The organism is Planktothricoides raciborskii GIHE-MW2, assembly GCF_040564635.1.
Lineage (GTDB): Bacteria > Cyanobacteriota > Cyanobacteriia > Cyanobacteriales > Laspinemataceae > Planktothricoides > Planktothricoides raciborskii.
Genome location: NZ_CP159837.1, coordinates 2,916,203 through 2,930,597, shown reverse-complemented (window position 1 = coordinate 2,930,597; position 14,395 = coordinate 2,916,203). Strand labels below are relative to the sequence as shown.

Annotated in this window: 3 protein-coding genes and 1 CRISPR repeat array (1 of these 4 only partly in view); of the genes, 2 read left to right on the top strand and 1 reads right to left on the bottom strand. The window is 41.8% G+C overall.

What is annotated here, in order from left to right; genetic code table 11:
- Positions 1–10,137: direct repeats of the CRISPR family, unit length 37 nt; unit sequence GTTGCAACTATATAGAATCCCTATCAGGGATTGAAAC (it extends 2,279 nt beyond the left edge of the window).
- 897 nt (positions 10,138–11,034) lie between these two features.
- Complete coding sequence (gene hisH / locus ABWT76_RS12445) at positions 11,035–11,664, bottom strand: imidazole glycerol phosphate synthase subunit HisH (RefSeq protein WP_054466993.1); 630 nt, start codon at positions 11,662–11,664, stop codon at positions 11,035–11,037.
- A 61-nt stretch (positions 11,665–11,725) separates the two neighbouring features.
- Between hisH and ABWT76_RS12440 the strand changes: the two genes are divergently transcribed.
- A complete protein-coding gene (locus tag ABWT76_RS12440; RefSeq protein WP_199317421.1) occupies positions 11,726–12,274 on the top strand; it encodes a peptidase C15 in 549 nt (182 codons plus the stop codon).
- Between the two features lie 555 nt (positions 12,275–12,829).
- Complete coding sequence (locus tag ABWT76_RS12435; RefSeq protein WP_190879611.1) at positions 12,830–14,263, top strand: circularly permuted type 2 ATP-grasp protein; 1,434 nt, start codon at positions 12,830–12,832, stop codon at positions 14,261–14,263.
- Positions 14,264–14,395 lie beyond the last annotated feature (132 nt).

The window sequence follows — 14,395 nt, the reverse complement described above, 5'->3', positions numbered from 1 at the left end:
CCGGGGCCGTTGCAACTATATAGAATCCCTATCAGGGATTGAAACTTCTAACCGATTGAGAACCGAATAAACCGATTTAATCGTTGCAACTATATAGAATCCCTATCAGGGATTGAAACTTAGCTAGTAAGAAATCAGGCAAAAATAAACCAGAGATGTTGCAACTATATAGAATCCCTATCAGGGATTGAAACGTATAAGAGATGATGGCGGCAGCTTCTATGTCATGTTGCAACTATATAGAATCCCTATCAGGGATTGAAACAAATATTGAGAGGGTGGATTTGGATTCGGATTACCGTTGCAACTATATAGAATCCCTATCAGGGATTGAAACAGCGATATCAATGCCTGTGCTGCCATAGCTGAAATCACGTTGCAACTATATAGAATCCCTATCAGGGATTGAAACCGGTATCTCTGGAATCTCTATTCCCTGAGATTCCAGATGTTGCAACTATATAGAATCCCTATCAGGGATTGAAACTTCGATATCCGGGAAAATAAATTAAAGCCCCACGTTGCAACTATATAGAATCCCTATCAGGGATTGAAACCAGTACCCGAACCGGCAACGCTCGATCGCTGACCAGGGTTGCAACTATATAGAATCCCTATCAGGGATTGAAACATTTTTAGGAAGATATACCAGCCCAGCTTCAATCACGTTGCAACTATATAGAATCCCTATCAGGGATTGAAACTCAGTCTGCAATAATGCAGATTCTTTGTTCAAATCTTGTTGCAACTATATAGAATCCCTATCAGGGATTGAAACTTTGACGTGGTGACACCGCATCACCAACCGTCACCGAAGTTGCAACTATATAGAATCCCTATCAGGGATTGAAACTTTCTCGGTACACGCCCGCGCCCAATTGCCTCGGTAGTTGCAACTATATAGAATCCCTATCAGGGATTGAAACCAACCGATACCCTTGGCGGAAACTCAAGAGATGCGATGTTGCAACTATATAGAATCCCTATCAGGGATTGAAACACGGTATCCGTCACCAATCCGTCACCAATCCGTCACCAAGTTGCAACTATATAGAATCCCTATCAGGGATTGAAACCAACCGATACCCTTGGCGGAAACTCAAGAGATGCGATGTTGCAACTATATAGAATCCCTATCAGGGATTGAAACAGTGGCGATCGCGGCATAGAGGTACTACCACCCCCACGTTGCAACTATATAGAATCCCTATCAGGGATTGAAACATTACTTTTGTTTCTCAAGTATAGCATAAGTTAATTGTTGCAACTATATAGAATCCCTATCAGGGATTGAAACTAAATACGGAGGCTTACACAGTGGCGCAGTTACATGGTTGCAACTATATAGAATCCCTATCAGGGATTGAAACGCGCTCCTATTTGCATCGTGGTGCAGACCAGACCCGGTTGCAACTATATAGAATCCCTATCAGGGATTGAAACACTAAAATCATATCAATTGCTCTATCTGAGTTTGGGTTGCAACTATATAGAATCCCTATCAGGGATTGAAACGAGGGCGTTCTGATAGCTTGCCCGCTCTATTTCGAGTGTTGCAACTATATAGAATCCCTATCAGGGATTGAAACGAACACAAACATCACAATTTTATCGCCAACGGGTTAGTAGTAGTTGCAACTATATAGAATCCCTATCAGGGATTGAAACAAATTGCATAATATCAAATTAGATAACAATAAAAAGGAGGTTGCAACTATATAGAATCCCTATCAGGGATTGAAACAAAGCCAAATCAATTTGATCTGAATCCAGTACCGGCTGTTGCAACTATATAGAATCCCTATCAGGGATTGAAACGTCTTTGCTGTTCATTAATCCGGCAGCTTTGCACTGCAAGTTGCAACTATATAGAATCCCTATCAGGGATTGAAACATTTCTTTTTCGATTCCTGATAAGATAAGTGGCAACCGTTGCAACTATATAGAATCCCTATCAGGGATTGAAACAAACCCATGATTTCAAGTAGGGTTGCGGGCATCAAGTTGCAACTATATAGAATCCCTATCAGGGATTGAAACCAAAGAAGGGGCAACAAGCGATCGCGTGGTGGACAAGCCGTTGCAACTATATAGAATCCCTATCAGGGATTGAAACAGGGGATAAGGTAAGCGCTCACTGGTTACGCCACTGCCAGTTGCAACTATATAGAATCCCTATCAGGGATTGAAACATCCCTGAGATTATCGCCTCACTTCCCGATACCGGGAGTTGCAACTATATAGAATCCCTATCAGGGATTGAAACTTCCCAGGACCGAGAGAATCCACCAAAAGCTATCATTGTTGCAACTATATAGAATCCCTATCAGGGATTGAAACAACAGATTTAGTAAAGGGATATAAGCAATGTCACGCGGAGTTGCAACTATATAGAATCCCTATCAGGGATTGAAACGTACCTTTGCTATCGGCACGGCGGCGGCTATCAGTTCGTTGCAACTATATAGAATCCCTATCAGGGATTGAAACAACTTGCAAGCTTTTATGGCTCATAGACCATCTGGAATGTTGCAACTATATAGAATCCCTATCAGGGATTGAAACGGCAATCTGCAATTAATAAACACTCTATAAAGGCAAAGTTGCAACTATATAGAATCCCTATCAGGGATTGAAACGATATGGCTTAGATTTTGTTGTTGGTACATAATGTTGCAACTATATAGAATCCCTATCAGGGATTGAAACTTATATATCCGGGTTTCGACTGATGAACAGGCATCCGAGTTGCAACTATATAGAATCCCTATCAGGGATTGAAACTGATGTTTTTGGGTGTATTGCCCTCCTCAAAAACTGGTTGCAACTATATAGAATCCCTATCAGGGATTGAAACAAAGAACGCAACATTAGACTAACACAATCAATTAATGTGTTGCAACTATATAGAATCCCTATCAGGGATTGAAACCTGGGAATGAGAGAAAGGGCCGAAGGCATGAATGAGGGGTTGCAACTATATAGAATCCCTATCAGGGATTGAAACTAATTTTTACGAAAATTTACCAGACTTTGAGAAAATGTTGCAACTATATAGAATCCCTATCAGGGATTGAAACTTTCAGGCAGGGGATATTTACGAAGGATTTGCGAGTTGCAACTATATAGAATCCCTATCAGGGATTGAAACACGCGTAGAGCCGACTGGAACGGCTTTAAAAGCATTGAGTTGCAACTATATAGAATCCCTATCAGGGATTGAAACATCATTGACGCGGGGGTAAGTGGCGGAAAATACCTCTGTTGCAACTATATAGAATCCCTATCAGGGATTGAAACTGGTGGTAACGGCCCGTGATTCCGGGTGGTAATTGTTGCAACTATATAGAATCCCTATCAGGGATTGAAACCCATTCGGATTACTTGAGATAGGTAATCCAAAAACAGTTGCAACTATATAGAATCCCTATCAGGGATTGAAACCGTTCTACAGACGCAAAATCTAGCCGCGATCGTTTGTTGCAACTATATAGAATCCCTATCAGGGATTGAAACGTTTCGGGATTGTAGTATTCATCTCGATACAGCATGGTTGCAACTATATAGAATCCCTATCAGGGATTGAAACGTCGAAGGCGATCGGTGCGGCTTTAGCAGCCGCCAGTGTTGCAACTATATAGAATCCCTATCAGGGATTGAAACCAATCCCGACTGCCACAACCGGCAAAACAACTCCCAGGTTGCAACTATATAGAATCCCTATCAGGGATTGAAACAGATTTTAGGCTCGGTTTTGGACTCGGTTTTGGATTGGTTGCAACTATATAGAATCCCTATCAGGGATTGAAACGGCGATCGCGCCTAGCCAAAATCCGTTGTTTGGGTTTGTTGCAACTATATAGAATCCCTATCAGGGATTGAAACAAAGAAAAGTGCTCAGGCTTGAGAATTTCAGCCACGATGTTGCAACTATATAGAATCCCTATCAGGGATTGAAACCAACCAAGAATTTTCGCGATACACGCGACTTAAAGGTTGCAACTATATAGAATCCCTATCAGGGATTGAAACTGCATCCACTTTTGGTGGATTCAACAATTTTAATTGTTGCAACTATATAGAATCCCTATCAGGGATTGAAACGAAAAAGGCAATCCAGGAAATCTGCGATCGCTACAAGTTGCAACTATATAGAATCCCTATCAGGGATTGAAACGAGTGAGGAGAAATCCATGCTGGCTCAAAGACGAGAGGTTGCAACTATATAGAATCCCTATCAGGGATTGAAACTTTTGGCGATCGACTGTGACTCTGAAGATGCGATGTTGCAACTATATAGAATCCCTATCAGGGATTGAAACTTCGCACAAGTAATCATAAAGTGCCACGGCCTTGTTGCAACTATATAGAATCCCTATCAGGGATTGAAACTCCGTAAAATCACGGGGGAATCTCTTGATTTTTGGGTTGCAACTATATAGAATCCCTATCAGGGATTGAAACACGCAATGAACTAATGAACTACCAAAATTTGACCGGTTGCAACTATATAGAATCCCTATCAGGGATTGAAACAAATTCCCCGGCAAAAGCCCAGGGATTTTCTTTTGGTTGCAACTATATAGAATCCCTATCAGGGATTGAAACAGAAACATTTTCCCATTGCGATTGATTAAAGGTAAAGTTGCAACTATATAGAATCCCTATCAGGGATTGAAACCATTTTTTGCCTCAAATGAATGTAGCCCCATAGCCCGTTGCAACTATATAGAATCCCTATCAGGGATTGAAACAAACGCGATTACGATGTTGCGCGGGCTATCCCCTAGGGTTGCAACTATATAGAATCCCTATCAGGGATTGAAACTGATTCGTAGACCCGACTGCACATCCTTGGACCGTCGGTTGCAACTATATAGAATCCCTATCAGGGATTGAAACATGGCTAAATTCATGTGCCGACCATGTATGCCAAGAGTTGCAACTATATAGAATCCCTATCAGGGATTGAAACCCTGACTCACCGTAAACTTTGGCAGCATTGGCCAAGTTGCAACTATATAGAATCCCTATCAGGGATTGAAACTAGATCGGTTTTTGGTGAAGAAAATTGTGAGCCTAAGGTTGCAACTATATAGAATCCCTATCAGGGATTGAAACTACGATAGCTTTGAATTGATAGAGATGAAATTTGATGGGTTGCAACTATATAGAATCCCTATCAGGGATTGAAACCTTTACGCCTATGGCCCCATATACGAAGATAGAGTAGTTGCAACTATATAGAATCCCTATCAGGGATTGAAACCTAGAAAATCCGAGCCTTCTCCGCTTTCTGTGATTCCTGTTGCAACTATATAGAATCCCTATCAGGGATTGAAACATATAAGCTGGGAAATTTAATTCATGCAAATCAAGTTGCAACTATATAGAATCCCTATCAGGGATTGAAACATCGGATAAATTAGCAGAAATTGCTGCAAATGCACAGGGTTGCAACTATATAGAATCCCTATCAGGGATTGAAACAGACTGATTGGCAGATTCGTGGAGATGTATTTAAAGTTGCAACTATATAGAATCCCTATCAGGGATTGAAACATTTTGATATGTACCAAAATTTGACCGCAACTGAACTGAGTTGCAACTATATAGAATCCCTATCAGGGATTGAAACGCTGACAGAATGTAAATATCATCTCCACCCGCATGGGTGTTGCAACTATATAGAATCCCTATCAGGGATTGAAACGCTTCAAGGGCAGCAATTTGGCGAATATTGTCCTGCACAACGAGTTGCAACTATATAGAATCCCTATCAGGGATTGAAACCGCATACGCGGAATGACTCCCTGGTGGTGATGCACCGTTGCAACTATATAGAATCCCTATCAGGGATTGAAACGCCCTTGTCAATTTTGTGGGCTACAAATTTATTCCAGTTGCAACTATATAGAATCCCTATCAGGGATTGAAACCAGTTGAGTTGGATGAATCAGAAATACCCGATCTACTGTTGCAACTATATAGAATCCCTATCAGGGATTGAAACGGCGATATTTGCCGCAAAAAATCCGGTGGCAAGGAATGTTGCAACTATATAGAATCCCTATCAGGGATTGAAACGATTTACCTCGCTTTGTGATTTCGGCACCGAAAAGGTTGTTGCAACTATATAGAATCCCTATCAGGGATTGAAACAAAATCTCCCGCATTTAGCGCCGAACATTATCAAGCTGGTTGCAACTATATAGAATCCCTATCAGGGATTGAAACGCAACATTAAACACATATCCTCCCGCCTTTAAGCATTTTTTGTTGCAACTATATAGAATCCCTATCAGGGATTGAAACACCTGAGCATTTTCTCGGTAAGCGCTTTTATCGCCGGTTGCAACTATATAGAATCCCTATCAGGGATTGAAACTGCTTTGGGGCTTCGCTCCGAGTACCACGGACAAGCGTTGCAACTATATAGAATCCCTATCAGGGATTGAAACGGCTAATAAATTTGATATGAACTTCCGGCCAACATCAGTTGCAACTATATAGAATCCCTATCAGGGATTGAAACGGGTGCCGGTGCCGCCAAACTGGGGGCAAACTTGAGCGTTGCAACTATATAGAATCCCTATCAGGGATTGAAACACGCCGTTGCTGTTTCTAAAGCTGATGAGGTGGAGTTGTTGCAACTATATAGAATCCCTATCAGGGATTGAAACGCGGAATGCGATCGGCAGTGCTATTACCCCAACTACGTTGCAACTATATAGAATCCCTATCAGGGATTGAAACAGCCCTGGGCTTGGGCTATATTTAATCTAGGTAAGGTTGCAACTATATAGAATCCCTATCAGGGATTGAAACTCCCAGGAAAATTGGTAGGTGTCTAACAATCCCGCTAGTTGCAACTATATAGAATCCCTATCAGGGATTGAAACACAGCCTTTAGCTTTACCAGCTTCTTTTGTACTAGAGTTGCAACTATATAGAATCCCTATCAGGGATTGAAACAACGCGGATGAGCAATCAACCATCACCTTGATTTTCAGGTTGCAACTATATAGAATCCCTATCAGGGATTGAAACTCTGAGAACCTGGGACACGAGATGATCCAAAAGGAGTTGCAACTATATAGAATCCCTATCAGGGATTGAAACGAAAAGGGCACGGAGTACCAGCATAACTGGCATATCGAGTTGCAACTATATAGAATCCCTATCAGGGATTGAAACACCAAAAAATTTGACAATTAAGCAAATTCCTATTCGGTTGCAACTATATAGAATCCCTATCAGGGATTGAAACATTACTTGATCTAACTCTGCGTACTAATCCATATACGTTGCAACTATATAGAATCCCTATCAGGGATTGAAACGAAAGCATTCCCGCTGATCGAATTTCATCAGCCTTAGTTGCAACTATATAGAATCCCTATCAGGGATTGAAACTTGGGTGGATGCAGCCAAACCCGGTAGCAAGTACAAAGTAGTTGCAACTATATAGAATCCCTATCAGGGATTGAAACTTTACCTGGAGATTAAAAGGAAATACCGATTAAGGTTGCAACTATATAGAATCCCTATCAGGGATTGAAACGAGATAAATCGGATGCATACAGGCTTGCTAGAAGAAAGGTTGCAACTATATAGAATCCCTATCAGGGATTGAAACTTGATGGAATTGGGCGACGATCGCCCTGATTTTGCTGGTTGCAACTATATAGAATCCCTATCAGGGATTGAAACAGCCCAAAAGATGCTAACCACGCGGCAACAGTTCTCACGTTGCAACTATATAGAATCCCTATCAGGGATTGAAACAAATCTCGGTGCGATCGGATAGAAATTGATTTAGAAAGTTGCAACTATATAGAATCCCTATCAGGGATTGAAACTTTAACCTGCGCTCTAAATCTCGCTACGATGTAAGTTAGTTGCAACTATATAGAATCCCTATCAGGGATTGAAACTTTGCCACTGGCCCAGTAACATCGGCACATCGTGATTGGTTGCAACTATATAGAATCCCTATCAGGGATTGAAACTTTGCATAGTATCTGCCACAAAAAACAATGGTGACAGTTGCAACTATATAGAATCCCTATCAGGGATTGAAACTCTGAAAAGGTGGCTGTCACCGGCGTCTCTCAAAAGAAAGGTTGCAACTATATAGAATCCCTATCAGGGATTGAAACTGATATGGTAGCAATATGAGTCGCTACACGAGAGAAAGTTGCAACTATATAGAATCCCTATCAGGGATTGAAACGAGATAATAGAAGCATTGCAACTGCTTTTCATTCTGTGTTGCAACTATATAGAATCCCTATCAGGGATTGAAACCCCGCGAGCGCCTCGTTCGCGGGGGCCGTTTTTTTGGGGTTGCAACTATATAGAATCCCTATCAGGGATTGAAACCCTTGTGTGGTGCGGGGGGTTTTTCGGCGGCGGTTTCGGTTGCAACTATATAGAATCCCTATCAGGGATTGAAACCAATCAAACGAATTTGATCCCTTAATTGAATTGCCCGGTTGCAACTATATAGAATCCCTATCAGGGATTGAAACAGTGGTTTATGTTTCACTCTTCTGAAGCCCCTGGGCTGGTTGCAACTATATAGAATCCCTATCAGGGATTGAAACCAAAGCCAAAATCGAGGGCACCGTGATACGCCCAGTTGCAACTATATAGAATCCCTATCAGGGATTGAAACCTAACTGACCACTTGGGCAGGTAACACCGGCGGAAGAGTTGCAACTATATAGAATCCCTATCAGGGATTGAAACCTCCGCCGTGCCTGGGATTATTGTAGTGATCGCTTGGTTGCAACTATATAGAATCCCTATCAGGGATTGAAACAAAAATTGTGTTTTATTGTGAAAATTATGGCTATTGTTGCAACTATATAGAATCCCTATCAGGGATTGAAACACGATCACATTCCCATCGGCGATCGCTAATTCAATGTTGCAACTATATAGAATCCCTATCAGGGATTGAAACTCAAAAAAAGAGTGGGATTTTAGTAAACCAGAGATGTTGCAACTATATAGAATCCCTATCAGGGATTGAAACGGGTGCGAAAAAGTTAGTCGCGGTGGCTGGCTGATGTTGCAACTATATAGAATCCCTATCAGGGATTGAAACGATCGCTGGTTTCGGGCGGCCCTGGAAAGAGCCGGTCTGTTGCAACTATATAGAATCCCTATCAGGGATTGAAACCACGAGTGGGAATTTTTAGGCGAGATAGTGAGTCCCGGTTGCAACTATATAGAATCCCTATCAGGGATTGAAACCAGACTTTTTCTGGTGGGGAAAAAGAGGAGGAATTCAGTTGCAACTATATAGAATCCCTATCAGGGATTGAAACTAGAATATCAGAATCGCTCACCCCAGAATCCAGCAAGTTGCAACTATATAGAATCCCTATCAGGGATTGAAACACCTGAAAGCTTGAAAATTCGCTTTAATCAAGATGGTTGCAACTATATAGAATCCCTATCAGGGATTGAAACTTCTCCGGCAAAATTTCCAAATAATTCTGCCTGTACGTTGCAACTATATAGAATCCCTATCAGGGATTGAAACTTCAGCAAATCGAAAGTCACCGAGTAAAAAATTACGAGTTGCAACTATATAGAATCACTATCAGGGATTGAAACAGGTAATACTAAATTACTGCAATCATCTGGCTTGGTTGCAACTATATAGAATCCCTATCAGGGATTGAAACATAAATTCATCTCCTCCTTTGGAACAAATTTGGATGTTGCAACTATATAGAATCCCTATCAGGGATTGAAACTTTAATTCTTCTCAGATTAAATTTCAGTTTGACGAGTTGCAACTATATAGAATCCCTATCAGGGATTGAAACGCCAACCTTGACTTTACTTAAAAACGGGGTGAATTGTTGCAACTATATAGAATCCCTATCAGGGATTGAAACAATTACAAAATGACTCAAGCAAAAGCTTTGGCCAGGTTGCAACTATATAGAATCCCTATCAGGGATTGAAACCGCGATTGAAGAAGACTACACCTTAAATTAATGAAAGTTGCAACTATATAGAATCCCTATCAGGGATTGAAACGATGATTTCTTGATCAGCGTCCGAGCGGTCAAACTCTGGTTGCAACTATATAGAATCCCTATCAGGGATTGAAACAACGATCGCACTTATTTGGGCGCTACGTCCGATCGCCCAAGTAAACCTTGAAATTGTAGCTTTTTAAAATTGGTCAAGTAGTCGGTTTTAACCGCCTGTAGGGGTCAACGGCCGTTGACCCCTACAGGGATTTTAATCCCCGCCGAATTTTAATCCCCGCCGGATTTTAATCATCGCCGAATTTTAATCATCGCCGAATTTTAATCCCCGCAATCGTCGGTTAATTGCGGGGGTACATAAACCGCCAGAGGTTAAAACCTCCGGCTAATAGCGCAAGTCGGTTAAAACCGACTCTGGATTATTTAGAAATTGGTAATATTATTTACAAAACATTATGCAATTTTGGCGCTACATATCACCGTCTAAATAAACATTATAATTGTAGCAATAGGTTGTAAAATTGGTATTAAATGACTAATTTTTTTTTAGTTTTATCCGCAAATTTATGCCTAAATGAACCCATTTTCGTAATTCCCATACTCCCTTTCATTTGATTCAACTCAACACTAATTACATCAACAGAAGTGGGCGTATATTTCACCTTTGCCACTTGTTACCCTTGCTTAAACTTTTGGCGACGTTGTTTTTGTTTTATTGCCCAATCATCATACTTATAAAGACAAGTTGAAGCAGTCAGCCAGACCACCACAAAATGCTTGAGCAAAATCTGGTTTTCTGACAGAAAACGACCTAATTCATGCCCCGCAGTATTTATATTGTAGTATTTCTATTGTAGGGTGGGCAAAAGTAAACCATCGTATATGGTATAGTGGATAAATTTTTTTGCTTTTTTGCCCACCATCCGAATGTTAATTATTTATATTGTAGGGTGGGCATACACCATCGTATATGGTATAGTAGGTAAAATTTTTTGCCCACCCTACTATTAGATTACCTCTAACTTTTGCGGTGCAGAAAATCCACAAAGTTATCTAACATTTTTAACCCAGCAGTAGAAGATTTTTCCGGGTGAAATTGTACCGCCATGAGGTTATTTTTCCCGATCGCAGCAGTGACATTTTGACTCCCATGAGTCACTGTAGCAGCCTTCACCGATGCATCTATGGGATCGACATAATAAGAGTGAACAAAATAAACCCAAGGATTAGCGGGCAAATTGCCCCACAATGGCAGATCCGGTTGAGCCAATTCTAACTGATTCCAACCCATGTGAGGAATAGTTAATCCCGGTTCGCTTTTAAACCGACGTACCATCCCCGGAATTACCCCTAAACCCGGTTCTTTCCCCTCTTCACTGCCATCAAAAAGAATTTGCAGCCCTAAACAAATGCCGAGAAATGGTTTCCCAGAAGCGATCGCATCTTTCACCGGCAACTCCAAATCCCGCGATCGCAAATGTTGCATTGCCGGGTCAAAAGAACCCACTCCGGGCAGCAACACCGCATCAGCAGCCAAAATTTCTGCGGGTGAATCGGTAATTATTGGGGTTGCCCCCGCATTTTCCAAACCTTTGCACACCGAGTGCAAATTCCCCATATCATAGTCTACGATGGCAATCACAGCCATTGCCCTGTTTTCCTTACGATACCGCGATCGCTATTGTAATTCTTAATCGCCCAAATTTTCTATGACTGGCAAAATTATCACTCATATCACTAGCAAAATCTTACTCACTTCCTTTGATACCTGGATGCCCCATCAAAAATCCAATGCCTCCGATGACTTATTAGTAAAAATTTCTCAAGGGGATTTTTTCGGGGATTCATTGATTCTGTTAAGAAAATTACCCGTAGACCCCGAAGCAGCCCCAAAAGAGGCGATCGCCAAAATCAACCAAGTCCAACCCCATGCAGTGATTTGCGCGGGTATGGCAGAAACTCGGCAAAAATTAACCGTTGAATCTCAAGCTTTATCCGGGAAAAATTGCCGCAAAACTTTAGTAAATTTGCCCCAATTAATCGCCGGGTTACCTAACACAGAAATCAGCCATGACGCGGGTAAATTTGTCTGTGAAGCGCTGTACTATGCGGTTTTAAACTATCTGCAAACCCAGGCAAAATCGCCCATTCCTTGTATCTTTGTTCATGTACCCTTATTGCACCCAGAAAATATCGAAGCGATCGCTGCTGATTTTCGGGCGATCGTCCAGAGGCTGGCCGCCAAACCCCCGGTATAGTTAGTTAAATTAAGATTAATACAATTATGTAGGGCGCAAGCCGCTGCGCCCCTGATGTATTGTCTCAATTACAATTGAAATAATCATATCAGCCATCAGACCATACCCCTACCTGAGTCAAAGTGTAAAGATTTTGGAAGATTCTGAAAAATCTTAACTCAGAAACAGCATTTTTAGGCCATAATTGCTGAGAAATAAGAGCGATCGGAGAATATACTTAATCAACACAGTTAATCAACATACTGAATAGACAATTCTGGCTTTCCCTGGCGAAAAAGCCCTCCTTAAAAAAGGGAGGTTGGGGGAATCGATCCGCGATCGAAGCCAGAATTGTCTATTGTTAAAAAAATTATTATAAATTTTCTCACCGGCTGTATCCACCGCTACAGTTAAAGAAACGGAAAAAACTCTATACCCAATTCAGAGTCTAGAGTCGGCTACTGACCGAGAAGCCTAAAAGGGTGTCAATTCCCAGAAATCTGTGATTTCAGTGAAGCAGCCACCGCATTAACCACACAGTAGCCAATAGTCGTTAAAAAATCGGGTAGCTAAACCGTGCAATTTAATACTTACGATCCAGGGGATTTTTACGATGAACTGTTCATCGAAAAGGGTAAACCCCGCCCAGAAGCCCAGTTATTGATTGCCAAAATCAACTCCTTACCGAGTGGAGAACTGGAACAGCGACAACAAGCAGCCCAAAATGCCCTGATGAAGCTAGGGGCAACCTTTAATGTCTACAGCGACAACCAAGGAACCGAACGGATATTTCCGTTTGATATTATTCCCCGCATTGTCTCAGCTTTAGAGTGGCAATGGCTAGAAAAAGGACTCAAACAACGAATTGCGGCATTAAATTTATTTATTGGTGATATTTATGGGGAACAAAAAATTATTGCTGATGGGATAATTCCCGAATATGCGATCGCCTCTGCTACAGGATTTCTCAAACCTTGTATTGGATTAAAACCACCGGCAGATGTTTGGTGTCACATCACGGGGACAGATTTAGTCCGAGATAAACATGGTCATTGGTATGTTTTAGAAGATAATCTTCGCTGTCCGTCGGGGGTTTCTTATGTAATCGAAAATCGCCGGGTAATGAAATCTTGCTTTCCCGAATTATTTGGCAAAATGGGCATTAAACCCGTAGATGATTACCCCAGTCATCTCCTAGAAACTCTGCTAAACTTAGCCCCACCCCATTTAACCAATCCTAGAGTAGCGGTTCTCACCCCAGGAATTTATAATTCGGCCTATTTTGAGCACTCATTTTTAGCCCAACAAATGGGGGTAGAACTGGTCGAAGGTAGAGATTTAGTGGTGGTGGATGGCTACTTAAGAATGCGTACCACCAAAGGACTACAAAGAGTCGATGTAATTTATCGGCGAATTGATGATAACTTTATCGATCCTTTGGCATTTCGTCCCGATAGTTTACTGGGAGTTCCGGGGCTGATGGAAGTTTACCGCAATCGCCGAGTCGCGATCGCCAATGCGTTAGGAACTGGGGTCGCTGATGACAAAGGAATCTATACTTATGTCCCGGATATTATTCGCTATTATCTTGGTGAAGACCAAATAATACCCAACGTGCCGACCTATCGATGTTGGGAAGAAAAAGATCGCAACCATGTGTTAGCCAACTTAGATAAATTGGTAGTCAAAGCGGTGAATGAAGCGGGAGGATATGGGATGCTAGTCGGCCCTCATGCCACCCCAGAACAACGGGAAGACTTTGCGGGGCGGATCCAAGAAAATCCCCGGAATTATATTGCCCAACCCACCCTCTGTTTATCCAGAGTTCCTACCATAATCAAGGACGAATTTGCCGGATGCCATGTAGATTTACGTCCCTATATTCTCTATGGAAAAGAAATCTACGTACATCCGGGGGGCTTAACCCGTGTAGCTTTGAAAAAAGGTTCTTTAGTAGTCAATTCATCTCAAGGAGGTGGTTCAAAAGATACCTGGGTTTTGTTTGAATAGGCGGAGTAAATAATAGTCAGAAGAGAAAAGAGAGGGGAGCCGCCATCGAGCGGGGGAGCCGCCATCGAGCAGGGGTGCAGGGGTGCGGGGGTGCAGGGGGGATGAGGGGAGAGTGAATAGTGAAAGGGAGGA

Excerpts from the sequence above, each read along its gene's own strand:
- ABWT76_RS12440 (WP_199317421.1), top strand. The coding sequence starts at position 11,726 with ATGACTGGCAAAATTATCACTCATATCACTAGCAAAATCTTACTCACT.
- hisH (WP_054466993.1), bottom strand. The coding sequence starts at position 11,664 with ATGGCTGTGATTGCCATCGTAGACTATGATATGGGGAATTTGCACTCG.